The organism is Paenibacillus barengoltzii G22 (assembly GCF_000403375.2).
In the GTDB taxonomy this organism is placed as follows: Bacteria; Bacillota; Bacilli; order Paenibacillales; family Paenibacillaceae; genus Fontibacillus; species Fontibacillus barengoltzii.
The window spans coordinates 1,192,333-1,217,763 of record NZ_KE159652.1 but is presented as its reverse complement, the minus strand read 5'-3'; the positions used below and the strand labels follow the sequence as shown (position 1 = coordinate 1,217,763).

Sequence of the window (25,431 nt, the reverse complement as noted above, 5' to 3'; positions counted from 1 at the left end):
TAAAAATTATCGTTTGCTCTTCAGCTGATCGATGTCTTGAATCATCTTTCCAAGTACGCCGTTGACGAACTTGCCGGATTCCGGGGATCCAAAATGCTTGGCCAGCTCGATCGCTTCATTTACAGCGACTTTCCCTGGCACGTCATCGCGGAAGATCATTTCATAGGTTGCCAGACGCAACACCTGCCGGTCCACCTTGGACAAACGGCTGATCTGCCATCCCTTCAAATAATCTTCCAGCAAGCCATCGATCGCATCCTTCCGGCTCCAAGTGCCATTGACCAGCTCCAGCACGAAAGCTCGTGTCGCATCCACATCCGACAGCTCAACTTCACCTTCGTTCTCTTCCATCGCTTCCGTCAGCAGCATCGTCACCGCTTCGTTTGCGTCCACCTCATTCATTTCCATCTGGTACATGCTCTGCACACCAATCTCTCTCGCCAAACGCCGTTTCATCTGTTTCCTCCTAACCAATTTCTACGCTTACTCTTCCATCATGGCTTACTTTTAAGTTGCTATGCTTCATTTCCTATCCCTCAGTACTTACCCATAAGCATAGACCAAAACCGGCTTAAACATCACCGGACATTTCACATTTCTCGACTCGCTTTAACACAAAAAAAGACCCGTAATAGGCTTACTCCACAAAAGGGGCAAGAACACGTTCCTAGCTCTTTTCCGGAGTAAGCATATCACAGGAAGGGGTAATGAGGAATTCAAAATTCAAAAATCTCATTTAAAGGGACGCCAACGCGTGGACAGCCATTCCCAAATCGTGCCCCAAGGTAGGAGCGGGCCTCCCTCCAAGTCCTTCTGCTTACCAATCGTATACCCGATAAATAGCAGCAAGGCGCAGAACAACATATTCCAGAATCCGAAAAACAGATAGATCGGGCATAAAAACACGGCCGCCGCTATCCCGAGCAGGCGTCCTTTGTGACTCTCCCACAATTGTTTCCAGAACACCCCGCTGCTCACCCCTATTCAACCCGGCCTTTGAGAACCGGGGAATGGACCAGATTGGCAATGTACACCGATACGTAGGAGACAGGAATCCCGGTAATTTCCTCGACACGGTCATGGACTTGCTTCTGAACTTCTTCCGTCAGCGCAGGGATCGATGTCTCCCCGTCCACCAACGCACGCACAACGATTTCAAGGCCGGACTCCGTGATCCGAATCCGCGTCTTCACTTCCTTGATACCGCGCACGCGGGAAGCAGCTTTATACGCCAAGTTCTCAATGGTGTCCACCGAGATCTGGATATCACCGTATTCGTTGCGTTGGTCAATCGAGGTCGCCGCACTGCGATCTCTGCTGACGGATATGTAAAATACCCGAATGCTGATCAAGAGCAGCAGGATTGCCGCTACCCAGGTACCGATATAGATCGGTTGTTGCTCCAGAACCTTCAGCTCCATAGGAACGGCATCCGTGAGCACAAGAATGACAAATACGGATAGAATGGCAATGCTCAAGCTGTAAATAAACATCAAAATTCGATCTAAAATTTTGGCCACGACAGGTATTGCCTCCTTAAAAAGAGGGTTGCTTCAGCTTGTCCCAGCTGAAAATTACAGTAAACCCCTGACCAAGGAAGCGGTCAAGGGGTTCATGACAAATCGTTATTTAACGCGATGGGTCGCTTCCACTTCTTCCACACGTTCGGCTGCTTTGAAAATGACGTCGTGAATATGTACGTTCACTTCAACGACATTCAGTCCCGTCATGTTTTCGATGGAGCGTTTCACATTACGTTGGATTTCCGAGGCGACTTCCGGGAGACGGTTGCCGTATTCGACGATAACGGATACGTCCACCGCAGCTTCACGTTGACCGACTTCCACCTTCACACCCTTGGAAAGGTTCTTTCTTCCCAACAGTTCGGCGATTCCGCCGGCAAATCCGCCGCTCATTCCGGCAACCCCCTTGACCTCGACGGTAGCTAGTCCAGCAATCACCTCGATGACTTCAGGGGCAATTTGAATTTCACCAATATCCGTACGTTCGAATTCCGTTGGCAATGTGCTCATTCTATTCATCCACCTCTCAATAAGTATGACGCTGCTCTATCGATAGATACCGCGCACTTATTATACATACTATATCATTTTGGGTTCATTATGACAAACACGAGGCGGCTTTCTATATCTCGTTTTCTTCCAAAAATTTGATATCAAAGTCACCTTTAATAAAGGTCGGATGCTCCAGCAGCTTCTGATGGAAAGGAATCGTGGTATGAATTCCTTCGATCGCGAATTCGGACAAAGCCCGTTTCATCTTCGCAATCGCTTCCTCCCGTGTTGGTCCCCAAACGATCAGTTTCGCAATCATTGAATCATAATGAGGCGAGATCATGTACCCTGGATAAGCCCCGCTGTCGACACGAACCCCTGGACCGCCCGGAGGCAAATAGAAGCCGATTTTCCCCGGAGACGGCATAAAGTTGCGAGTCGGATCCTCTGCATTAATCCGGCATTCGATCGACCAACCGTTCAGCTTGATGTCCTCTTGGGTGAAGGAAAGCGGATTGCCTTCGGCCACGGAAATCATCTCTTGAATCAAATCAACGCCGGTCACCATCTCGGTAACCGGATGCTCAACCTGAATTCGCGTATTCATTTCCATGAAATAAAACTGTCCGTCCGGACCTAGAAGAAATTCCAGCGTACCCGCACCGGAGTAGTTTACCGCCAATGCAGCCCGAACCGCCGCTTCTCCCATCTCTTGCCGTTTCTCAGGCGAGAGCACGGGGCATGGCGCTTCCTCTAACAACTTCTGGCGGCGACGTTGCACCGAGCAATCGCGTTCGCCCAAGTATACAGCATTGCCGTGCTTGTCGGCGATGATTTGGATCTCCACATGCTTCATGCCGGTCAAATATTTTTCGAGATACACGCCGGCATTCCCAAAAGCTTTTTGCGCTTCCTGCTGCGCTGTTGTAATTTGCTTAATCAGCGATTCCTCGTCCTCGGCAATACGAATCCCTTTGCCTCCGCCGCCAGCTGTCGCTTTGATGATGACCGGATATCCGATGTCCCGAGCAATCATCACGGCTTGTTCGAGGTCCTCAATCAATCCGTCCGAGCCCGGAATAACAGGCACGTTAGCCTCTCTCATCGTTTGCTTCGCCATCGCCTTGTCTCCCATGCGGGTAATCGCTTCCGGGGAAGGGCCGATAAACGTAATATTGCAGGAGCCGCAGATCTCCGCGAAGTCGGCATTTTCAGCCAGGAACCCGTACCCGGGATGAATCGCGTCGCACTCCGTTAACGTCGCTACACTCATCAAATTGGTCAGATTCAAATAGCTGTCCTTCGACGGCGTAGGTCCGATGCAATAAGCTTCGTCAGCCAAACGGACGTGCAGCGAATCCTTGTCCGCTTCGGAATAGACCGCTACGGTAGATATCCCGAGTTCACGGCAAGCACGAATGATCCGCACAGCAATCTCGCCGCGGTTGGCAATCAATATTTTATGAAATTTCATGAGATACTCGTATCCTCCTTTGGAAAGCTAGGGTAACGGCCCTTGAAGCTGCAACATACGTGATGCGTTAAGGGCGTAATCCTTGGTTTACTCCGGCTTCACCAAAAAGAGAGGCTGACCGTATTCGACCATCTGCCCGTTCTCCACCAGGATGTCGATGATTTCGCCTTTCACTTCCGCCTCTAGCTCGTTCATCAGCTTCATTGCTTCAATGATGCAGACCGTCGTCTTCTCGCCGACTTTGTCGCCGATATTTACATAAGGCTGAGCTTCCGGCGACGAAGCACGATAAAACGTCCCGACCATCGGCGAAACAATGGTATGTAAATTCGCAGCAGGTGCCGCCGATGGAGCCGAGTCTGTCGCTTGAGGAGCCGATACCGTTTCTTGCGGAGCCGGAGCCGATGCGGCAGCTTGGACATTTTGCGGTACAGCGGCAACAACTTGCGGCTGCACGTGAACAACTTCACTCGCGCCGTTCTTACGAATGGACAAGCGAGCGCCTTCATTTTCGATTTCTAGTTCATGCACGGACGTTTGGTCCAGCAGCTCGATCAATTCTTTAATTTCACTCAGCTTAAACATATCTTCACTCTCTCTCCTTCAGCTTTGTAGGAAAAGCCTTGGCCTTCAACCATAAGCCTTCTCGGCTCATAACTTTATGTATTATATCATAATCGATCAAAATGGAAAGAGTCCAAGTTGCCTCGGACCCTTCCCTTCCTCGGTTGCTATTCAACTGAGCCTATAACCTTATTGTTTCACATATTGTACGCTGACTTTATCCTGAGATACACCCAATTCCTTGATCACGAGGTCCATGATGCTGACGGCTTCTTTTGCTTCCATCTTCTCACTGATCACCACGACTTTATATTTGTCGTCCGCTTCTTGTACAACAGCATTGGCATATTGCTGTTTCAATCTTTCTTCGATGTCATAGATTTTTGCTTCCTTCTCTTCCAAAGCGCTTAATTCTTGTTGAGCCATTGCAGCTTCTTCGAGAGATTCGTTTTCATTGATCGCTTTCATCAGCTCTTCCTGCTTTTTCATGTTCTCCTGAGCGCGAGCGAATTGGTAAGCGTTCAGCGTGTCCGTAGAGGAGACGCCTTGAGCTTCCAGTTGACTCAGCACATCCTCATCTGTAGTGGTTTCCTTCTGGCCATTGTCCGCAGCTGCCGTATTTCCCGACGCTTTACCGGCATCAGCCGTTTGCGTATCCGTGGAGGTTGCGGTATCGTCTTCTTGAGCTACATCTGTAATTTCGTTGTTGCTCTCATCGGTGGATTGCTCCGTTTGATCTGCGACCGTTGTATCGTCCGTGATCGTGCTGCTGTTTTCAGTGCCGTCCGTTGTCACTTCGGACAGGATCACGTCATCGCCTTCTGTGCTATTCATGCCGTTATTTGTCGTAGCCACCTGTTGTCCGTCAGCTGTTGTTGCAGGTTGCGGTCCTTCTTCCGTAAATAAGTAGTAAGCCGATAAAATCACCATCAAGCTCAGCATGGAAACCAGCCAAATCGTTTGTCTTTTGGATTTCATAATGGATTTTCCTCCTCAAAATGTATTCGAACGAAACATTTCCTTCATTTTCGATTGCTTCCTTATTGAGATTGCTTGCGCGGGACGACAGAGATCCGGTAGGCCGGTACGTTAAGGCCCTTCTCAACCGCATCGACGATCAAGCTCTTCACCGTTTTGTTCTCAGCTCCTCGGGCGACAACCAGCACGCCGCGAACCTTCGGCTTGATCTTCTTGGTAACGATCGGCTGCTCGCTGCCGGAAGCTTCGTAGGTGACGATCTGTCCGTCTCGGGTATATTGGGTGATATGCCGTTTCCCCCCATCCGCATCGCTTTCTTCTGTCAGCTCCTGCGAATCTTTGATATTTCGTTGGACCACGATTTCCTCGGTCGAATCGATGGTAACCAGCACATCTACCGCACCAACGCCCACGATTTTCTCCAAAATCTCTTTGGTCTTGCCTTCGAGCGCCGTTTCGATGCTGCTGAAATCATCGTCACCCGCGATGCCCGCAGATCCTGTCGAACTCGATAGGTCCTGCATCATCGGCGGTTCGCGGCTCCCTTCGCCGTTGTTATCCAGCTGCTTCACGTTAACGAAGGAGTTAAACAACATGATGGCAATCCCAACCAACCCGAGGATCAACAGCCAGCGGAACGTACTTGCGGCCTTTTTGCCGTCCGTCCCCTTGCCTAACCATTGCTCCAATTTCTTCAGCCATCCCGGCACTTTCTTCACCTCCCGGCGTGTTAATCATTTAGATGCTCGGCCCTTAGGACCGTGATTGCCTCTCGATCAACGCCCCAGTTCTCCTGGAGCAGGTCTTCGATTTGCGAGACCAGCCGGTCTGCGGCTGGCTCGGCATCGCTTGCGACCGTCTTGCCCTCTCCCCCAGAGCCGTTCTCGCCCATTGGCTCTTCAGGCGTACCGGCCATCACCGCTTGGCTCTGCGCTTCGGATTCCCCCTCAGCGTCCTTGGTCTTGCCGGAATCGCTTGTGTTTACGCTGATTTTTATTTTTTCAACCGGTGCGATCGATACCTCCGGCCCCCGTCCGGCTCCACCGGCCTTTGCGGTTTGCTCTTCCGACTTCACCTGTGCCATGACAACCTCTACCGCGGAAATGACCGGCTCAGCAGCCAGCGGAGCGACTCCTCCGGCTCCGGATTTGTCCGTTGGCTTCGTTTTCAGCTTGACCGTTACTCGTTGAACTTGCTGTCCCGTCGAGCGCTCGATCTGCTGCTTCATTTGCCTTGCCGCCTCCTCGCCTGCCCAGGCCAAGGCTTCGGATTCCTGCTTCTCCCTCAGCTTCTCGCCCTGTTGCAGGATCGCTTCTGTGCTTTGAACCTGGGAATGGCTCTCTAGTCCATCCCAGCTCGTCGAGAATGCTGCCTCGAGCTGATCTTTGGCATCGGCGGAGAAGAAACGCATGATCGGGGATATTAACGTTAGCAGGATCAGCAGGCTGACCACGAATCTGACGTAACGCTCCATCGCGCGGTTGGGCAGCAGCAAATCGATAAACACGGCGATTAATACGATGAAAATGATTTCTCTTAGCCACCCCGCCAGCCAGTCCACGCATGATCACCACCCCTTGTATATCGTTTGGGTCCCCTTAGGACGGCTCACCTCATCATCACGGTGATGTTTCCAGCGGTCAGCATGATCGTGATCGCCAGGAAGAACATCATGCCCACCGCGGCCAGCGCTGCGAAGACATACAACATGCTCTTGCCGATCGTCTCCAGGCATGCGATCACGGGTGAATCGCCGAGCGGCTGCATCACCGCCGCAGCCAGGTTGAAGATCAGTGCCAGCGTAATGATCTTGATTGCCGGGAAGGCGCATAGAAACAGCAGGATGATCACTCCAACCAGGCCGATCGAATTCTTGACGAGCAGGGAAGCCGAGATCACCGTGTCCGTTGCATCGGCGAACACTTTGCCGACGACAGGAACGAAGTTGCCGGTCAGGTACTTGGCTGCTCGCAGGGTGACCCCGTCGGCCACGGATCCGGCGATGCCCTTCACCGAGATGACGCCAAGAAATACGGTGAGCAGGACCCCAAGCAAAGCCATGCTCACGGTGCGAAGTAAATTGGCCAGCTGAGTAAGCTTATACTTGTCTGACAAAGAACTGACGATGTGCAGCACCGCCGAGAAGAACAACAGCGGGAATACGACCGTATGTACCGCTGTCCCTACCGCATGGACCATAAACACAACCAAAGGGTGAGTCACGGTTACCGTTACCGCATTGCCCAGAGAAGCTAGCAGCGTGAACAGCAGCGGCACCATCGCCATCATGAAGTCAATCATTCCGCTAATCGCATTCGTCGCATAGGTGATCGCCACATGGAAGCTGTTGATTGCAAGCACCAAAATCACCATATAGCAGATGGAGTAAGCCACTTTACTGACCTGTTTGCGCTCGAATGCGGTTTGCAAGGTTTCCAGAATCATACTAAAAATGGAGAGCAGCACGATGGTCACTAAGATGTGCCCGTTATACAGCACCTCGTGCCACATATATCGCATCAGGCCGCTTAGCCCCGCCTTAAGACTAAAGCTCTGGTCCTGCTGCAGAAGCATATCCATAAAGGAAGGGAGCTTCTGATCCGGGAAGAACCCGCCGTACTCCTTCATCAGCTGCTGCCAATACGTTTCGACCTGATCGGTGGGAAGCTCCTTGGCCTGGCGTTGGATCCAGTTATCCCCTTCCCCTTCAGCGGAGGCGATGACGGGCATGTACCAAAACAGCAGGACCCCTAGGATGATCAAGAGCAGCGTAGACCCGCGCCATCGTTCAATCGTTGCTGGCATAACTTTCTCCCCAATCTGATGCAATGCGCCTGCTAAGCCGGCAGCAGCTTGATGACCGTCTCGATAATAATGCTGATAATCGGTATGGCTAGCACCATAATGAGCACTTTACCCGCCATTTCGATTTTGCTGGCGATGCTCTCCTGACCGGCATCCCGGACGATCTGTGCCCCAAATTCGGCGATGTAGGCGATGCCGATAATTTTCAGAATCGTCTTCAGATAGATCATCTGGACGCCGGATTTCTCGGCCAGATCCTCCAGCACCTCGATAATTCCCCCGATTTTTCCGATCAGGTACAGGAAGATCAGAACGCCCGTGCTTGCGGCAATCAGGAATGCGAACATCGGCTTTTGTTCCTTGACGACCAGGACCAGCACGGTTGCGATAAGCCCGAGCCCTACAACTTGGATGATTTCCACGGAGCGCTCACCTACTGGAATAAAAAGATCGATTTAATTTCTTGAAACAGACTGTCAAGCAATCGGATGACCATGAACAGAACGACCACAAACCCGATCAGGGTCACCCAATGCGCCATGTCCTCTTTGCCCATCTGCTTCAATACCGTATGGATCATGGCGATGATGATACCGATGCCAGCAATCTGAAAGATGGCGTTCACTTCTATGTTCATTGATTTGGCACCTCACTAACGATTTCACAGGCGTCAATCAGCCGTGGAGGGAAATGATATTCAGTAGAACAAAATGACGATGAACGCTCCGCACAATAGCCCCAAGCTTCGATACATTTTTTCATAGCGGGCCTGTTCTTCCCGTGCTGCGGATTCCTCGCTCTCAAGCTGCCGCACCGCTGTTGCGATATGACCCAGCTGATCCTTCCGGTCGCTTGTCCCGAGCGTGATGCTGAGCTGCCTGATGACCTCTTGCTCGGGCGCCTTCATCGCAGTGTAGCTCCACAGCTTTGTTACAGCTTGCTCCAGACTCTCCTGGGCGGTCAGCGGGTGAGCGGAACTCATATGGTCTGCCGCCCGAACGAAGATCCCCCGGATCGGCTCCCCGCTTTGCTCACCGATTCTTCGGAGGGCATCCGGCAGCGGGGTAAAGCCGTACATAATCTCTGTCTCGAGCCGCTTTAGTGCGAGGATCAGCCTGCGGATCTGGCTTGGCCGCGCTGCGAATTGTCTTGCTTTCAGCCAGCCCGCCAAAGTGGCAGTCAGCAGGACGAGGGCGGCTCCAAACATCTTAAGCATGCTCTTCCCTGCCTCTCCATCCAGGGGCAGGCGCCGGAATTCCGCGGCGTTTGCCGTCCCACAGCTTAAAGGCAAGTCCCTTATCCGTCCGCGCAATCACCGCGTACATTTGGAAGAAAGAGCTCTCCGCCAGCCTGGACAATGCCGGACGGGCGACCAAATCGTCCACGCTTGAACCATGCGCCGTGGCAATGACCCTAACGCCGGCGTGCAGCGCTTCAGCCAAAGCCTCGGCATCCTCCGGTCGACCGATTTCATCAACGATGATGACGTCCGGTGACATGGAGCGAATCATCATCATGATTCCTTCTGCCTTCGGGCAGCCGTCCATCACATCGGTTCGCGGACCCATGTCAAAGCCGGGCACGCCCCGCTTACTGCCGGCGATTTCGGAGCGCTCGTCGATGACCGCAACCTTGAGCCCCGGCCAGGAGGCCTCGGGATGTCCCCAGGTGCCGCTGCTAATCTGGCGCGCTAAATCGCGAATTAGCGTCGTCTTTCCTTGTTGGGGCGGAGACAGAATTAAGGTGTGATACACCGTCTTGTGCTTGAAATCAAGCAACCTCGGCAGGATCGGATCCGCAATGCCTTTCATCTCTCGGGCAATCCGCACGTTAAACCCGCTGATGTCACGCAGGTGCTCCACCCTTCCTCCGCTGAGCAGGGTTCTCCCGGCTAGTCCGATCCGATGGCCGCCAGCGATCGTAATAAACCCTTTGCGCAGCTCCTCTTCCATCGTGTACAGCGAATGGTTGGTGATCAGGTCAAGCAGCCGTTTGCCGTCCTGCTTGCATGGCTTGTATGCGGCGTTCGGATTTCGCGTCATCTCCCCGTCCGGCGTTAGAAAATAGTAGCGGCCGCCCGTATTAATCTCCAGCGGGCGTTCCTCGCGAATGCGAATTTCTTCCAAAGCCGTAAAGATAGAAGGCGGAAGCTTCAGCAGCAAGTCCCGGAGATTGTCGGGAAATACGGTTAACCAACTTGGGTTCATAGGCGTACCCCCAAAACTCTTACTTTTCACGCAGGTCCATATCGCCTGATTTGCTTTCTCTTATTTGGATTGTTTTTTGCTATATCACATGTGTATGCTTGTACTTGGTCAATATGCTAGGGAACTCTATCATTTCTTCAAAATGCCGATTAAGAGACAAGTCACACCGCACCCAATCCATGCCATCTTTCCCCACGATAGCTTGTCGGCCATACCGGCAAGTCCAATCGACGTGGTGACAAGCAGTATGGTCGGGCCAACGAACGCCAGCGCCGAATTAACGGCCAGCGCCTTGTCCACCCTGCCCAGCTTCAGCATCAGCAGCGCTGCGAGAATTTCGATCGTCCCCGAAAAAATTCGCAAGGCCGCCATGCTAGTCACGAATTTATCAAGCATATATACCTCCTTCTTGTCCCATCTGTTCTCTTAACGATATGCCTGAAACTCTCTATTTATTAAAAAAAATCCCCCGAAGCCATTCGCTTCGAGGGATTCCTTTGTACCGTTCTTCAGTTAATTGATATACGGATTAGCGCCGTTCTTGCGGACCGCCAACAAATGCGGTGGTCTCCGCGTCCAAACCATATGCGGTATGCAAGGCCTTCATGACATCGTTCAGCTTGCTTCCTTCAATCACGCAAGATACCTTAATCTCCGAGGTGCTGACCATCTCAATATTAACGCCTTGCTTGGAGATCACTTCAAACATTTGAGCTGCAACGCCCGGATGGCTGACCATCCCTGCGCCTACGATCGAAACCTTCACAAGCCCCTCCTGGGAGGTTACCTTCTCATAAGGCAGCTCGTTACGGATCCCTTCCAATACCTTCACTGCCTTATCGCAATCGGACAGGGCTACGGTAAAGGAGAAATCCGCTTTCCCATTCGTTACCCCGCTTTGGACGATGATGTCCACATCGATCTTGGCCTCCGCCAGAGAGCCAAACACCTTCGCCAGTACGCCAGGCACGTGCGATACGCCCAATATGCTGATTCGGGCTACGTTCTTATCATAGGCGATCCCGCTGACTACCACACCTTGTTCCATATTGACTTCCTCCTTCACGACCGTACCTTCATGATTGTTAAAGCTGGAGCGGACAACGAGCCGTACATTATTGTGCTTCGCATATTCCACCGCACGAGGATGCAGAACCGCCGCACCTAAGTTCGCGAGTTCAAGCATCTCGTCATATGAGATTTCGTTCAGCTTGCGGGCATTCTTCACAATCCGCGGGTCCGTTGAATACACCCCGTCCACATCGGTATAAATCTCACAATAATCCGCTTTTGTCGCCGCAGCCAAAGCGACGGCCGTCGTATCCGAACCGCCGCGCCCGAACGTCGTAATCTCTCCGTCCTCAGTCAAGCCCTGGAAGCCGGCTACAATCACGATATACCCTTCTTCCAATGACTTGAGCACCCGCTCCGGCTTAATATCCGTAATCCGAGCTTTACCATGCTCTGCCTCCGTGCGGAAGCCTGCTTGCCAACCGGTATAAGAAACGGCCTTAGCGCCCAGCGCATCGATAGCCATTGCCATCAATGCGATCGAGATTTGCTCGCCGGTCGTCATCAACATATCCATTTCCCGCAAAGGTGGGTCCGGATTGATCAGCTTCGCTTGATCGATCAAATCGTCCGTCGTATCGCCCATCGCGGAGACGACCACCATCACCTGATGCCCTTCCTGCTGTTTGTCTACAACCCGCCGGGCGACGCGTTGTATACGCTCCGTATCGCCTACAGAGCTGCCTCCAAATTTCATCACGTATAAAGCCAAGTCAGACCCTCCCTAATGGTGCTCCAAGTCGGAGCGTTCAACCCATTGAATCCAGTAACGCTTTAAACCAGTATAATACGAAAGACCCGAAGTTCGTCAATGGTTTTGCCGATATTAACAAAAATTCCTCCACCCAGGTAGGTGGAGGATGCCTATTAGTACAAGACTCCGCCTGGAGCGGAGCCTTGTACCAAACAACTGCTGAGGGATTATGCCCGCGAAATATACTTACCTTCGCGTGTATCGATCAAGAGTACATCGCCTTCATTAATGAAGAGCGGTACTTGAACGTTCAAGCCGGTTTCGACTTTAGCGTTCTTCGTTGCGCCGGTAGCCGTGTTACCTTTGATTCCCGGTTCCGTTTCAATAACCTTCAGCTCGACGCTGTTTGGCAGGTTGATCCCAATAATTTCGCCTTGGTAGCTGACGATTTTTACGTTCATATTTTCTTTCAGGAAGTTCAGTTCCCATTCCAATTGATCTGACGTCAATGTAAATTGATCAAAGGTTTCATTATCCATGAACGTATGCTCTTGGCCGCTGGCATACAGATAGGATACATCGCGGTTTTCAATCATCGCCCGGCTGATGGTTTCGCCGGCACGGAACGTTTTCTCTACAATGTTACCGTTCCGCAGATTTTTCAGCTTGGAGCGGACGAACGCTGCACCTTTACCCGGTTTTACGTGTTGGAACTCCAGCACCGTATAAATGTCGCCGTCCACCTCGACGGTCAAGCCTGTTTTAAAATCGTTTACTGAAATCACAAAAGTACCTCCTCAAGTGGGTTAACACCTATATTAAAATTGAAAAATACCCAAATTTCAAGCTGCTCACGTTAGCTGCTGTTCCCCCACGCTTGGAAACCCTGCGAAACCACGCACTACAGCCGGGCATCCGGTCCTTTATAAAAACCGGCGGCAACCCTATTTTAGCCTAGTGAAATAAAATCCTTTGTCGATTCCGTCAACCGGCGAATTCCGGTTTCCGTGATGACGACATCGTCCTCGATGCGAACGCCGCCGATTCCCGGCAGGTAGATCCCTGGTTCAACGGTGACAACCATCCCCGGCTTCAGCACCGTGTCGCTTGCTTTGGAGACGCGCGGAGCCTCATGCACTTCCATTCCAAGGCCGTGTCCGGTACTGTGTCCGAACTGTTCACCATAGCCGTAACGGGTAATGACGTCGCGTGCCAAGGCGTCGGCTTCCCGACCAGTCATTCCTGGACGAAGGAATTCCAGCGTATGCAGCTGGGCTTCCAGAACGATATCATAGATTTCACGCAGCTTGGCGCTTGGCGTTCCCAAGGCCACCGTCCGCGTAATATCAGAGCAATAGCCCTTATACAAAGCGCCGAAATCCATCGTGACCAGTTCGTTCGCTTGCATAATGCGTTCGCTCGCTCGCCCGTGCGGTAATGCGGAGCGTTCTCCCGAAGCCATAATCGTATCGAACGAAGGCCCGGAAGCACCGTTCTTCTTCATGAACGTTTCCAGTTCCAGAGCGGCATCCCACTCACTCATCCCCGGCTTCAGAACGTCGAGCATATGCAGGAAGGTCCGGTCAGCCAACTCCGCCGCTTCCTTCATAATTGCTAATTCTTCGGCATCCTTGAACATCCGAAGTTCTTCAACCAACCCGCTAAGCGGTACCAGCTTCACCGGCTTCAGTTCATTTTCATAAGTTCGATAGGTGGCATAGACCAACTGATCTTCTTCAAAACCAAGCCGTTCGATGCCCTCTTGCTTCAGCAAGCTTTGAATCGTTCCAGTGACCGACGGCCCATGATCCACGATTTCGAACCCGGGCGCCTGTTCGGCAGCTTGGGTTAAATAGCGGAAGTCAGTGAGCAACCAAGCCTTCTGATCGGTAATCAAGACATAGCCGGAACTTCCCGTAAATCCCGTCAAATAGCAGCGGTTCACTTCTCCGGTGATGAGTACGGCTTCGATTTGCTGCGATGTCATCGCCTCACGGAGCCGGGCTACACGTGTACTCGCCATAACCAACTCTCCCTTATTATAAAGGTAATAACCTTCTTACGATCTCTCCGTTATTTTGCCCGCTCCAAGTGACGTTTTAAGGCCAGTAGTCCCATTTCGTATCCGTAGGATCCGAATCCAGAGATTTGACCGACAGCGATCGGTGCGATGACCGAGTGGTGCCGGAACGCCTCACGGGCGTGGATATTGGACAGATGGACCTCAACCACGGGGATGCTTACGGAAGTCAAGGCATCCCGAAGCGCATAGCTATAATGCGTGAGTGCACCTGGATTCAACACAATTCCATCCGTATTTCCGTAGGCGGCATGAATCCGGTCGATCAGCTCGCCCTCGTGATTGGACTGAAAGAAGGATAACTCCAGCCCGTTTGGCGCAGCCAGTTCCTTCAGATGGTTTTCGATATCCACCAGTTTCTCGGAACCATAGACGCCGGGCTCGCGCACGCCAAGCATGTTTAAGTTCGGTCCGTTCATCACTAAGATGCGGTACATGGCGGCTCCCCCTTTCCGAAAAATAACCAAAAATAATTTTAACATAGGTAGGAGTCGCTTGAGAAGCTTTAACTTTTTGCCCCGCCCTCCATGGAAAGCGCCTGTTCGCCGGTTTTTTTAGGTTCACGTGCGCGCTCATCCGTGTATTCCTCAGCCGTGGTATAACCGATGAACAACCCCCACAGCAAATACAAGCAAAACTCGCTGATGATCGTCGTCCGCGACAATTCGCGCAGCGGAGGGATCAGGTCAAGCAACGGGCCCAGCACTCCAAACAAAATTCCCCACCAGGCAATGCCATATAGAATGCCCGGACCTGGCCCTTTGAGCTTGCGGAACGCCAACACATAAATCAGCGTGGCCAGAATCGATAATCCGATAAACGACAGCCAGCCCAAATAGTACCCGGCTTGACTATGCAAGAACGAATTTTTGAAGAACGGCTCCAACAAGTAGCCCGGCAGCACCGAGGTGAATCTCATATAGAAGAATACCCCCTTCACGCCGCCCCAAATTAATCCAGCAAAACACCCGATTTCCAGCGTATACAGCCAGATATTCGTATGTTCCCGGTGTTGCTGGCGCCACGGTTGAACCCGGTTCTGCTTCTTCTCCTTATCCGCTTTCATTCGCATCCTTCCTTTCCAAAGGAATAAGTTCCTGCGTTTTTTTTTGAAGATTAGTATGCACATTTCCAAAACGACTAATCCAACTAGAATTTGCCCGCAAAGTCCGTTACAATGGAATCATTACAAATTATCGATGTCTTGCCGCTTATACCAAACCAAACTTATACATTATAGGAAGGTGAAAGTTTTGCCTGAACAATCCACACCGACGATTTACGGCGGCCAAGCCGTTATAGAAGGCGTCATGTTTGGCGGGAAATATGTGAATGTGACCGCTGTGCGCCGGAAAAACGGGGAAATCAGCTTCTTAGAGGTCCCTAAGGAAGATAAGGAATGGGTCAAAAAGCTGCGCAAAATCCCGCTGATCCGCGGTATCGTCAGCATCGTTGACGCAAGTGCCAAAGGCTCCAAGCACCTGAACTTTTCGGCAGAGGCGATGGCCGATGACGAGATGGACCCCGAAGAACGCGCCAAACAGAAGGAAAAAGAAGAGTCAGGCTTTTCTCTCACGATGCTGCTTGGAGTTGCCGTCGTAGGGATCTTGTCCTTTATCGTAGGAAAGCTCATTTTCACATTGGTACCGGCGCTCTTGGAGCAATATTTGTTCCAGCATGCGTTTGCCAGCCAGACGTTGCACTCCTTGGTTGAAGGTGTCATTAAAATTGTTCTTCTTCTCGGATATCTGTGGCTCATGTCCCAGACCCCTGTGATCAAACGGCTGTTCCAATACCATGGAGCGGAACATAAAGTGATTTCTGCTTATGAAGCAGGCGAAGAATTAACCCCGGCCAATGTACAAAAATATTCCCGCCTGCACTACCGGTGTGGCAGCAGCTTTATCATCTTAACGGTAATCGTTGGCGTGATCATTTATTCCCTGCCGATATTCAGTTGGGACACGGTTTGGGAACGGATCTACATTCGAATCTTGCTGCTCCCGCTTGTGATTGGACTTTCCTTTGAAATGCTGCGGTTCACGAATGCGGTTCGCGACATTCCGGTGCTGCGGTTTCTGGGATATCCAGGGCTGTGGCTGCAGTTGTTGACAACAAAGGAGCCGACCGATGATATGGTCGAAGTATCGATCGCTTCTTTTAACCGGATGCGCGAGCTGGATGCGCAGTTGGAACAAGTCGGCGTGATGGAGACGCCGATTGGTACATCATTGGATCCCTTGAAAGGATGAGTAACATGAGAAAACAAGGCATCATGTTTTGGATCATCGTCCTTCTTGTCGCGTTCTATATTATTGATGGTTTGTTTATCAAGCATCAAATCGAGTGGAGTAGTATCATTGTTCCGGTGGCTGTCTTTGGTATCGTCTTCCTGCTTTATAAATATCCGCCGAAGAAATATCGGAAGGCGCAACAGCCGAAGATCAAGCCTTCCGCGCGTACGATGGCCAAAGTGGCCGCGGAACGGAAGAATCCCCGGACGGAGAAGCGCAAGACTTATCCGTTTCAAGTCATCGAAGGCAACAAAGGCAAAAACGACGACGATTTGCCGAAATATCATTAAAATGCAAAAGGACGGAACCGCTGGGGTTCCGTCCTTTCCTTTTATTTGAACGTGCCATTTGCTTGTTGGTACTTCTTAAACTGTTCTTCATATAGCTGCAGGCTCCAATTGGCGAAAAACCGGTTCCCCGCCAGAAACCCGGATTCGAACAACAGCTGGCTTTCCTCCTCGCTCATATCAAATTGCGTTGTGCCGATGCCTAGCGTCGGAATTTTCACCGTACGATAGCGGTTGGATTGCTCAATATACCGCTCATCATGGGCCGACAACATCGTCTCCACGATCGCCTGCAGCATCGTAAAGGGGCCGGTGATTCGATGCGGTTTATTCGTATTTTTGCCGACCATTTGAAAGCCAACCGTCGGAATAAGACGCCCGCCTTGCCGCGGTTCTTCCTGATCAAATAACCATAGCGGAAAATTACTGAGCAATCCGCCATCCACAATATGCAGAAATTGCTCGGTGAACGGCTTCCCTCTGGCCAGCTTCGGCGGCAATCGCAGCAACACCGGATCAAAGAAATACGGAATGCTGCAGCTCATACGAACCGCTCGGGCAACCTCAAACGTCGTTGGGTCGATGCCAATCTTCTCTAAATCGTCCGGCAGTACCATGATTTTCCCGCTGGTGATATCCGAGGCGATGATCGTCAGCTTCCCCCGCTCCAAATCGCCAAACGTCCGAATGCCCTTCACCAGTAAAAGTTGGCGGATCCACTCCTCCAACGCTTCCCCGGCATACAAGCCTTTTTTCAGCAAAACCCGAAGAGCGGGGCCAATTAATGCCAAATTAAAAAGGGGCGCTCTCTTCAGAAATTTGGTGAAGGACGTCGTCATAATCAGTTCTTTCATTTCGTCTGCGGTATAGCCTGCAGCAATCATTGAAGCGACAATTGAACCTGATGAGGTTCCGGCCACTCGATGAAACTGCGCTCCATGCTTTTCGGCTGCCCGGACCGCACCAGCCAACGATATCCCTTTGACTCCGCCGCCCTCAAACACTCCGTTAATCAGCATCCGGCGCCCTCCTCCCAACCCACATTCAGTTTACTGCTTATGTATGTTGGGAGAGGTGTACGTATGACTAAAGAACTTAGCGCGTGTGAATTCGCCGAATTGCTTCATCAATGGGGATCAGCTCTCGCTTCATCGAGGCTCGTTCTACCCATTCGACTTGTCCTTGTCCAGCAGACTTCCCAATGATGATCCGATAAGGAATCCCGATCAAATCAGCATCATTAAATTTGCTGCCGGGGCGCTCATCCCGGTCATCCAACAATACCTCTACGCCGGCTTGAGTTAACTCTTCATAAAGCTTGAGGCTAAGTTCCATTTGCTGCGCATTTGAAGCGGAAATTGGGATGATGTGTACCTGGTATGGTGCGATCGATACCGGCCAGATGAGGCCATGTTCATCGTGATGTTGTTCGGCAATTGCGGACATAAGTCGAGAAAGGCCGATTCCATAACATCCCATGATCATCGGCTGCTGACGCCCCTGGGCGTCCAAAAATACGGCGCCTAACCGCTCGCTGTATTTGGTTCCAAGTTTAAACACATGGCCAACCTCAATGCCCCGCAACAATTGGAGCCTTCCCTCCTTGCAGCGTGGGCAAGCATCTCCGTTCACCACGTTGCGAAAGTCGCCGATGGAGGCTTCAGCTACATCGCGTGTTGGGCAGACCGAGCGTAAATGGGTGTCCGGCGCATTTGCCCCTGCAATCGCTGTGTCCATGTTTGAAGCCTCCCTGTCCATCAAGACCGGGATCATAAGGCCGATCGGGCCAGCAAACCCCACCGGGGCACCGGTTATTTTCTCTACTGTCTCATGATCAGCATGCTGCACGTGATCTACGCCTAACCAGGCAGCCACCTTCAGCTCGTTCACTTCATGATCCCCGCGTACGACGACCGCAACTGGCTCTTTCCCCTCAGGAACGTAAATCAGCGTTTTGAGGAAATGTTCAGGGCCCACTTGAAAGAACTGGCCTAATTGTTCGATGGTATGCACGCCCGGCGTATCAACCACTTCGGGACGGTCAGCTGCCGATGATTGAGTTTGCAGGCTTGGGTCTGGCAGCGCTGAAGTCGCTTTTTCAAGATTCGCTGCATAATCGCAATTCCCGCACACAGCTACAACATCCTCGCCAATATCGGCTAAGGCCATGAACTCATGGGTGCCGCCGTCCCCGCCAATCGTTCCAGGGGCAGCCTCAACAGCTCGGAACTTCAGACCGCAGCGGCGGAAGATTTTCTCGTAAGCAGAAACCATGGATTGATATGCGCGATCCAAGCCGGTCCAATCGGTGTCAAAGGAGTAGGCATCCTTCATTAAGAACTCTCGACCGCGCAGCAAACCAAACCGGGGACGACGTTCGTCACGGAACTTCGTCTGAATTTGATAAACCGTTAGAGGCAGCTGGCGGTATGAGTTCACCTCATCTCGCAGCAATGAAGTGATGACTTCCTCATGCGTTGGACCTAAAGCAAATTCGCGATCATGCCGATCCTTGAATCGGATCAGCTCAGGGCCATAGCGTTCATAACGACCGGATCTCTGCCAAAGCTCCGCCGGCTGCATCGCAGGGAGAAGCAGTTCCTGAGCCCCGGCCCGGTTCATCTCCTCCCGCACAATCTGTTCGATTCGAAGCAGCACCTTTCTTCCTAAAGGCAGGTAGGAGTAGATCCCCGCTGCCAATTGGCGGATGTAGCCCGCGCGCAGCAGGTGCTGATGGCTGGCCGCTTCTGCATCGGATGGAGCCTCCCGCAGGGTTGGGGATAATAATCGGCTTTGGCGCATTTCAATGACCTCCTTCATCTGAAAACAAAAAGACACATTCGTCAAGGGACGAATGTGTCGTGGTACCACCCTATTTCCACCGTCGATCAAGCTCAAACGGTGCTCTAACCATGATAACGGTTGGGGACCGGCACGTGTTCAATTTCCGCAGAGGAAATCTCCCCGTACAGCTCACAAGGCGGGAAAAATTCACGTGCGACAGAGACCTTCCAGCTCCCGGGTCTCCTCTCTGAGGACGCAGTCGTTAATTTCAATCCTTGATCACAGCTGATGGAACATTAATATCATTTAAATCATGTTGACAACGAATTTAACGCATTTCACTGTTCCTGTCAAGGCTGCACTCCATAATAAGACTGCAGCAGCGGGATCAATCCCAGTGGATTCTTCCGCAGATCCTTGGCGCTAAAGAAGATGCTGCCGCTGATTTCAGGAATCTGCCGGTTGTATTCGAGCTGATTGATGATTTCCTGCGCGGTGGACCAGCCGATCTCCGGCGTTCCCAGCTTATACGGCGCATGACCAATGTACAGCTTCACGTTCGTCCCTCTTACCTCCCCGGCCCACCAATCGGCAAGCAGGTCATAACGAACCTCCTTGCGCGTCATGCTCCAGTACAGTTGGGGAGCGACATAATCGATCCACTCATTCTTAATCCAGGTCCGAACGTCGGCATAAGTGCTGTCGTATGCCGTAACGCTGGCTTTCGTATCCGAGCCGGTCAAATCGGTTGACTTGTTCCGCCAAACTCCGTAAGGGCTGATGCCAAAAGAAACTTTCGGCTTAGACGCTTCAATCCGTTGGCCTAAATTCTGAACGAACTGATTGATATTGTCCCGGCGCCAGTCGCCTTTCGTGGCTATTTTCTTGGAGTTGTAAGACTTAAATGTAGCATCATCCGCGAACTTCTTCGAGGCCGTCTCCCCGGTCGGATAGAAATAATCGTCCAAATGAACCCCGTCAATATCGTATCCGTTCACAACTTCCATAATCGCTTTAATCACATGTTCACGGGCTTCCGGAATTCCCGGATTAATATACAGCTTGCCGTCAAACTTCACGATCCATTCTGGATGTTGGTTGGCGACATGATTTGCCGGAAGCTTGCTGGCATCACTGCCTGTGCTGGCGCGGAATGGATTAAACCAAGCGTGGAATTCCATGCCGCGACGGTGCGTCTCTTCGATCAGGAACTGGAGTGGGTCGTATCCCGGATCCTTCCCGGCGGTTCCCGTCAAATAAGAGGACCACGGCACCAGGGACGACGGATAAATCGCGTCCGCAGACGGCCGCACCTGAACGAACACTGCGTTCATTCCCATCGCTTGCACTTCGTCTAACAACTGGACGTATTCGGCTTTCTGGGCATCTACCTTGCCGTACGAGCTTTTGCTCGGCCAGTCGAGATTAGAAACCGTGGATACCCAAACACCGCGCAGCCCATTCGATATATCCACAACCGGCGGCTGAGGCAGATCGGTTTGCGGGTCCTCCCCACCTGCGCCTGGTTCCGGTTGAGTTACTTCGGAGCCGCTCGACAGTGTGATCGTACGGGTCAGCTGATTCCAATTCACGGAAATGCCAAGCTGTTCGCTGACAAAACGCAACGGCACCATCGTCCGGCCGGAGCTGATTTCCACAGAAGCTTCCAGGTTGATCGTGCTCCCGTCAACTTGGACTGCAGGAGAACCTAACGTCAGCACGAGGGTAGTGCCGTCTTTTTGAATTGTCGCGGTTTTATCAACTTGGGACCAGGCTACATGGGCTCCCAGGTTCTCACTGATCACCCGAAGCGGAACCATGGTGACATTCGCCCCAGGCTTAATGTAAGGCGAAGCATCGGTGGATAACAACTCACCATCTAAAACAATCCGAATGTCGGTTGCCGCTGCGGCCGCCGGTGTATTCCCGGAATAAGGCCATAAGATGAGCAATACTAGAATAGGAATAAACCATTTGCAAAATTTCATCAGTATCCTCCACATCATCGTTATGTACGGACGAACCGTGCTACTTTCTTAAACGTCATGCGGAGGTCAAGAGTTGCGCTCGTCGGGCAAAAAGAAAGAAGCATCTGCCTTCTCTGAAAAGACAGATGCTTCTTCTAGGATTCGTTGATCAGTTCCTGATGGACCTTCTCCAGGTCGCGAATTCGATTGCTGTCCCGTTTGAAATATTCCACAAGCGTCGCAATACGCGTAATGGAATCCCAGCTCAAATGATGCTCGATCCCTTCGACGTCTTTATAGATGTTCTCGTGATCAACGCCGATCATCCCAAGAAACTCCTCCAGCAAGTGATGCCGGTCTACAAGCCGTTTCCCGATTTTCTTCCCTTTATTGGTCAGGACAAGGCCCCGATATTTCTCGTAGATCAAGTATTCATCCTTGTCCAATTTCTGAATCATCTTCGTAACGGAGGAAGGATGAACCTCCAAACCTTCCGCGATATCGGACACGCGGGCGTATCCTTTCTCGTCGATCAGTTTGTAAATACGCTCCAAATAATCTTCCATACTGGGCGTTGGCATCTATCGATTCCCTCTTTTCCATGAGTTGACGCGGACAAACCTGTACGCATGTTAAACATTACTCTGTTAATGATACATGTTATGATTGTCCGTTGGCAAGTGCGCATCGGCACACTTTCCTTCGTCTTCCCCTAGAACTTCAACCATTCAGGCGTAATTTGCTGCAGCCAAATCGTGATTTGCGCCATACGGTTCGTGAACAGCAATACGCCCATCAGCAGCATCAGCGCGCCGCCGATCTTCATCATCATGGCAGAATAACGGAGAATCCATTTGGTTGATCCGATAAAGAACGCCAGGATAAAAAAAGGCAAGGCAAACCCAAGAGTATAGGCGGTGATCAGTCCAATCCAGGTTCCCGGCTCCGTAACGGCTAAGGCGATAATCGCCGCCAGAATCGGGCCAACGCATGGCGACCAGCCCGCGGAGAAGCCGATGCCAAAAATAAACGAACCGATGTATCCGGCCGGTTTGAATTTCAAATCCATCTTCCGTTCCCTGAGTAAAAACTGCGGCTGGAAGATCCCCATCAGAAACAAACCCATGCAAATGATCAAAATGGCGGATAATTGCCGAATGAGCCCGCGATATTGATTAAAAAATTCGCCAAACAGTCCAGCGCCAAAGCCCAATGTATAGAACACAACAGAGAAGCCGAGGATAAACGCCAGCGTATGCGTCATCGTCCGGAAGCGAACGTCTCGTTTGCTTTGCTCCGTCTTCAATTGCTGCACGGACATCCCGGTAATATAGGACAGGTAAGACGGATATAAAGGCAGGCAGCAAGGCGAAATAAAGGAAGCAACCCCCGCGCCGAAGGCAATCCCGAGATGGATGTCAGCCATAAGTACCCCCTATGTACCCTTGCGGGCTAGGCAGAAAATCCCCGTTTGCCCAGCAAAGTAAGTATCAGCATGCAGATCAGCAGCAATACAATCGTCGCACCCGGAGCCAAATTCCAGACCCCCGCCACAATCAACCCGGCGATCACCGCGATTTCCGCAATGACGACGGAGAATATCACGGACATTTTAAAGCTGCGGGCGATGAGCAGGCTGCAGGCTGCAGGAATCGTCAGCAGCGCCGAAACGAGCAAGGCGCCAACGATTTTGATGGCGGTGCTGATGACAAGTGCCGTCATCACCGTCAGCAGCAGATTCAACAGCTTCACCGGAATCCCGCTTACTGAAGCGGCATCTTCTTCAAAAGTTAGCAGGAAAAATTCCTTGAAAAAGGCAACGACAACGATCACCACCACCAGGGTGACGCCAAAAGTTACAAACAAATCTGTTGTATCCAGCGTGTAAATGCTGCCAAACAGATAGCTGACCACATCCGTATTGTAACCCATCCCCAGCGTAAAGAACAGAGAGGCTAGTGCAACCCCGCCTGACATGATAATAGCAATCGACAGTTCGGCATAACCTCGGTACGCTTTACGCAGCTTTTCAATTGCAAACGAGGCGACGACCGCAAAAGCAAGGCCAACCCCAACGGGATAGACCCCAAGCAAGAACCCTAACGCCACCCCGGCGATGGTCACATGAGCCAGCGTATCACCAATCATCGAAAGACGACGCAGCACCAAAAAGATTCCGATCAAGGGTGCAGTCAATCCGATCAGCAGGCCGCCGGCCAACGCTCTTTGAAAAAAATCAGCGGACAATATCTCCAAAATAAACAACTCCTAAACCAACGAATGCTGCAGATCCGGGATCGCGCAGTCCTGCTCGTGCGAGTGGCGCACGTAAAATTTAATTGCCCCGCATTGCTCGCGGGGGTTCTTCCCCAGCTTCCCTTCAATCATGCCGATATCATGGGAGACCATCAGAAACGTCATGTGATGATGGGCGTGCATATGAAAAATCAATTCAAAAAAGTCGGCTTGCGTCTGGGCGTCAATGCCGACAGTAGGTTCGTCCAAAACGAGCAAATCGGGCTGGTTCACAAGCGCCCGCGCCAAAAATACCCGTTGCTGTTGGCCGCCGGACAGCTGACCGATGCGCTTATGCTGGATATCCCCGATCCGCATCACTTCCAGCGCATCATCACACATCCGCTGATCCTCACGACCAATACGGCGGAACAACTTCTTGTTATTGTAGAGGCCGGACAACACCACTTCGCGTACCGTCGCAGGAAACAGAGGATTGAAGGCGTTCTTCTGAGGCACGTAGCCGATCCGCCCCCAATCGCGGAAGCGCCGGATCGGCTCGCCGAACAAGCGAATTTCCCCTTCGGTGGGCTGCAGCAGACCCACCATCATCCTCAGCAGTGTGGTCTTCCCCGCCCCGTTGGAACCGATCACGCCAACAAAATCCCGCTCGCGAACCGCAAAGCTGAAGTCGGAGATCACCTGTTGTTCCTGGTACGCGAAGGAAACGTGGTCAAGCTCGATTACACTATCATGACAAACGGCATCCTGTGCCGTAGTTGCGTCGGATTTCATTTATTTAGCGTCCTTCCGGTACATATAGTTTCTTCTTATTGTAGAGCTTGAATCAGATTTTGCAAATTTTTCTCCATCAACGTAAAGTAATTTTCACCCGCCTGAGCTTGGGCTTTCGTCAAGCCTTCAACCGGATTAAGCACCAGCGTATCCACACCGGCTTCAGAAGCGAGCGTCTTGGCCAGTTTATCCGAGACAAGCTCTTCAAAAAAGATATAACGAATGCCCTTCTCCTTCACCAGCTTTGACAAGGCCACTAAATCTTGAGCCCGCGGCTCAGCCTCCGGCGACAGCCCCATAATCGCATGTTGGGTTAATCCATAGTCCCGGCACAAGTAACCAAAAGCTTGGTGAGAAACAACGATTTCCTTCTTCGGCAATGAGGATAGCTGCTCCATAAACTTAGCATCTAGCGCCTGCAGCTGACTCAGCAGCTCCTGATACCGCGACTCATAAGCCGCTTGGTGCTCCGGATCGACCTCAATATAGCTGTTCTTAATATTCTCAGCCATGATCATCGCCGATTTCGGACTGACCCAGGTGTGCGGATCTACATGGTGAGGCTCCGTTTCCTCATCATGGTCCGAGTGTGCTTCCCCATGTTCGGCTTCTTCGCCATGCCCGTGACCATCATCGCCCTCGGCTTCGATCAAATCAATGCCATGGCTGATCTCCACCGTTTTCACTTTGGCATCTGCACCTAAGCCTTTCAAAAAGTTCGGGACCCAGCCCTCCAACCCTGCGCCGTTATACAAAAACAGCTGAGCTTTCGATGCATTTAAAATATCCTGACTGCGCGGCGTCCAATCATGCGGCTCAACGCCGGTCGGCAGCAAGTTGATGACATTCGCTTCTTCGCCGCCAATCGCCTTGGCAAATTCATAGATCGGATAAAAGCTGGTGATTACGTTCACCTTGCCTTCAACGATCGTTCCGCTGCTTCCGCTCTTCCCGCAGCCTGCTAGAACTAGCAGGAGCGTAAGCAACATTGCCGCTGCGACGAAGCCTCGCTTGAAACTATGTATAAACATCATAACTCCCTCTCTTAATCGTAATGATTACCAACAAGGATTATAGGACCCTCCTCTTGGAATGTCAACCTCTATTATTCTTCCTATAAATCATGGACAACAAACAAAACCGCCAGAGGAAGGTTCCTCTGGCGGCCTGGATGACGTGCG

30 protein-coding genes are annotated in these 25,431 nt (G+C 51.6%); 2 read left to right on the top strand and 28 right to left on the bottom strand.

All coding sequences use genetic code 11. From position 1 onward, the window contains the following. Window positions 1-6: 6 nt before the first annotated feature. From nusB to C812_RS05560, 20 genes are all read right to left on the bottom strand, one after another. Window positions 7-456 (bottom strand): transcription antitermination factor NusB, encoded by a 450-nt coding sequence (nusB, locus tag C812_RS05655; RefSeq protein ID WP_016311709.1) that lies wholly within the window; start codon window positions 454-456, stop codon window positions 7-9. A gap of 276 nt (window positions 457-732) precedes the next feature. Then, the gene (locus C812_RS05650) at window positions 733-966 is read right to left on the bottom strand and encodes a DUF2273 domain-containing protein (RefSeq protein ID WP_009225785.1); all 234 of its coding nucleotides are present in this window, start codon (window positions 964-966) and stop codon (window positions 733-735) included. Between the two features lie 14 nt (window positions 967-980). Beyond that, window positions 981-1,520, bottom strand: a complete 540-nt coding sequence (amaP, locus tag C812_RS05645; protein WP_016311708.1) for an alkaline shock response membrane anchor protein AmaP — start codon at window positions 1,518-1,520, stop codon at window positions 981-983. 105 nt (window positions 1,521-1,625) lie between these two features. After that, window positions 1,626-2,033: an Asp23/Gls24 family envelope stress response protein gene (locus tag C812_RS05640; protein WP_009225783.1), complete on the bottom strand. Its 408-nt coding sequence runs from the start codon at window positions 2,031-2,033 to the stop codon at window positions 1,626-1,628. A gap of 112 nt (window positions 2,034-2,145) precedes the next feature. Then, entirely contained in the window at window positions 2,146-3,489 is a 1,344-nt protein-coding gene (gene accC, locus C812_RS05635; protein WP_016311707.1) for an acetyl-CoA carboxylase biotin carboxylase subunit, read from the bottom strand. A gap of 87 nt (window positions 3,490-3,576) precedes the next feature. Continuing rightward, a complete protein-coding gene (gene accB, locus C812_RS05630) occupies window positions 3,577-4,074 on the bottom strand; it encodes an acetyl-CoA carboxylase biotin carboxyl carrier protein (RefSeq protein WP_016311706.1) in 498 nt (165 codons plus the stop codon). 168 nt (window positions 4,075-4,242) lie between these two features. Continuing rightward, window positions 4,243-5,031: a SpoIIIAH-like family protein gene (locus C812_RS05625; protein WP_016311705.1), complete on the bottom strand. Its 789-nt coding sequence runs from the start codon at window positions 5,029-5,031 to the stop codon at window positions 4,243-4,245. Between the two features lie 62 nt (window positions 5,032-5,093). Continuing rightward, entirely contained in the window at window positions 5,094-5,741 is a 648-nt protein-coding gene (spoIIIAG, locus tag C812_RS05620; RefSeq protein ID WP_016311704.1) for a stage III sporulation protein AG, read from the bottom strand. A 20-nt stretch (window positions 5,742-5,761) separates the two neighbouring features. Next, on the bottom strand, window positions 5,762-6,592 hold the full coding sequence (gene spoIIIAF, locus C812_RS05615) for a stage III sporulation protein AF (protein ID WP_016311703.1): 831 nt from the start codon (window positions 6,590-6,592) through the stop codon (window positions 5,762-5,764). Between the two features lie 47 nt (window positions 6,593-6,639). Then, window positions 6,640-7,836, bottom strand: coding sequence for a stage III sporulation protein AE (gene spoIIIAE / locus C812_RS05610; protein ID WP_016311702.1), 1,197 nt, complete (start codon window positions 7,834-7,836; stop codon window positions 6,640-6,642). A gap of 32 nt (window positions 7,837-7,868) precedes the next feature. Next, window positions 7,869-8,258: a stage III sporulation protein AD gene (spoIIIAD, locus tag C812_RS05605; protein WP_016311701.1), complete on the bottom strand. Its 390-nt coding sequence runs from the start codon at window positions 8,256-8,258 to the stop codon at window positions 7,869-7,871. Between the two features lie 11 nt (window positions 8,259-8,269). Further along, window positions 8,270-8,473 (bottom strand): stage III sporulation protein AC, encoded by a 204-nt coding sequence (spoIIIAC, locus tag C812_RS05600; protein ID WP_009225775.1) that lies wholly within the window; start codon window positions 8,471-8,473, stop codon window positions 8,270-8,272. Between the two features lie 60 nt (window positions 8,474-8,533). Beyond that, window positions 8,534-9,052, bottom strand: a complete 519-nt coding sequence (spoIIIAB, locus tag C812_RS05595; RefSeq protein ID WP_016311700.1) for a stage III sporulation protein SpoIIIAB — start codon at window positions 9,050-9,052, stop codon at window positions 8,534-8,536. Then, window positions 9,045-10,043 carry a stage III sporulation protein AA gene (gene spoIIIAA, locus C812_RS05590; protein WP_016311699.1) on the bottom strand — a complete coding sequence of 333 codons (999 nt, stop codon included), beginning with the start codon at window positions 10,041-10,043 and terminating at the stop codon, window positions 9,045-9,047. The genes spoIIIAB and spoIIIAA overlap by 8 nt, the downstream gene beginning before the upstream one ends. Before the next feature lie 129 nt (window positions 10,044-10,172). Then, window positions 10,173-10,439 (bottom strand): YqhV family protein, encoded by a 267-nt coding sequence (locus C812_RS05585; RefSeq protein WP_009225772.1) that lies wholly within the window; start codon window positions 10,437-10,439, stop codon window positions 10,173-10,175. Window positions 10,440-10,572: 133 nt separating this feature from the next. After that, window positions 10,573-11,826, bottom strand: coding sequence for an aspartate kinase (locus C812_RS05580; RefSeq protein WP_016311698.1), 1,254 nt, complete (start codon window positions 11,824-11,826; stop codon window positions 10,573-10,575). A gap of 209 nt (window positions 11,827-12,035) precedes the next feature. Continuing rightward, the gene (gene efp, locus C812_RS05575; RefSeq protein ID WP_016311697.1) at window positions 12,036-12,593 is read right to left on the bottom strand and encodes an elongation factor P; all 558 of its coding nucleotides are present in this window, start codon (window positions 12,591-12,593) and stop codon (window positions 12,036-12,038) included. A 164-nt stretch (window positions 12,594-12,757) separates the two neighbouring features. Beyond that, window positions 12,758-13,831: a M24 family metallopeptidase gene (locus tag C812_RS05570; protein WP_016311696.1), complete on the bottom strand. Its 1,074-nt coding sequence runs from the start codon at window positions 13,829-13,831 to the stop codon at window positions 12,758-12,760. Window positions 13,832-13,881: 50 nt separating this feature from the next. Further along, window positions 13,882-14,325 carry a type II 3-dehydroquinate dehydratase gene (gene aroQ / locus C812_RS05565; protein ID WP_016311695.1) on the bottom strand — a complete coding sequence of 148 codons (444 nt, stop codon included), beginning with the start codon at window positions 14,323-14,325 and terminating at the stop codon, window positions 13,882-13,884. A gap of 68 nt (window positions 14,326-14,393) precedes the next feature. Next, window positions 14,394-14,954: a YqhR family membrane protein gene (locus C812_RS05560; RefSeq protein ID WP_016311694.1), complete on the bottom strand. Its 561-nt coding sequence runs from the start codon at window positions 14,952-14,954 to the stop codon at window positions 14,394-14,396. A 187-nt stretch (window positions 14,955-15,141) separates the two neighbouring features. On the opposite strand from C812_RS05560, the gene C812_RS05555 reads away from it, so the two are divergent. Further along, complete coding sequence (locus C812_RS05555; protein ID WP_016311693.1) at window positions 15,142-16,140, top strand: DUF1385 domain-containing protein; 999 nt, start codon at window positions 15,142-15,144, stop codon at window positions 16,138-16,140. A 5-nt stretch (window positions 16,141-16,145) separates the two neighbouring features. Further along, entirely contained in the window at window positions 16,146-16,472 is a 327-nt protein-coding gene (locus tag C812_RS05550) for a hypothetical protein (protein ID WP_016311692.1), read from the top strand. Between the two features lie 41 nt (window positions 16,473-16,513). On the opposite strand, the gene C812_RS05545 is transcribed toward C812_RS05550, so the two are convergent. The 8 genes from C812_RS05545 to C812_RS05510 form a co-directional block, all read right to left on the bottom strand. Then, entirely contained in the window at window positions 16,514-17,488 is a 975-nt protein-coding gene (locus C812_RS05545) for a patatin-like phospholipase family protein (RefSeq protein ID WP_016311691.1), read from the bottom strand. Window positions 17,489-17,564: 76 nt separating this feature from the next. Then, complete coding sequence (locus C812_RS05540; protein ID WP_016311690.1) at window positions 17,565-19,271, bottom strand: proline--tRNA ligase; 1,707 nt, start codon at window positions 19,269-19,271, stop codon at window positions 17,565-17,567. A 332-nt stretch (window positions 19,272-19,603) separates the two neighbouring features. Next, window positions 19,604-21,241, bottom strand: coding sequence for a family 10 glycosylhydrolase (locus C812_RS05535; protein WP_016311689.1), 1,638 nt, complete (start codon window positions 21,239-21,241; stop codon window positions 19,604-19,606). A 134-nt stretch (window positions 21,242-21,375) separates the two neighbouring features. Continuing rightward, a complete protein-coding gene (mntR, locus tag C812_RS05530) occupies window positions 21,376-21,801 on the bottom strand; it encodes a transcriptional regulator MntR (RefSeq protein ID WP_016311688.1) in 426 nt (141 codons plus the stop codon). Between the two features lie 131 nt (window positions 21,802-21,932). Then, complete coding sequence (locus C812_RS05525) at window positions 21,933-22,646, bottom strand: cytochrome c biogenesis CcdA family protein (RefSeq protein WP_016311687.1); 714 nt, start codon at window positions 22,644-22,646, stop codon at window positions 21,933-21,935. A gap of 26 nt (window positions 22,647-22,672) precedes the next feature. Beyond that, complete coding sequence (locus C812_RS05520) at window positions 22,673-23,476, bottom strand: metal ABC transporter permease (protein ID WP_016311686.1); 804 nt, start codon at window positions 23,474-23,476, stop codon at window positions 22,673-22,675. 12 nt (window positions 23,477-23,488) lie between these two features. Next, a complete protein-coding gene (locus C812_RS05515; protein WP_016311685.1) occupies window positions 23,489-24,250 on the bottom strand; it encodes a metal ABC transporter ATP-binding protein in 762 nt (253 codons plus the stop codon). Between the two features lie 35 nt (window positions 24,251-24,285). Next, window positions 24,286-25,281 carry a metal ABC transporter substrate-binding protein gene (locus C812_RS05510; protein ID WP_016311684.1) on the bottom strand — a complete coding sequence of 332 codons (996 nt, stop codon included), beginning with the start codon at window positions 25,279-25,281 and terminating at the stop codon, window positions 24,286-24,288. Window positions 25,282-25,431: the final 150 nt, after the last annotated feature.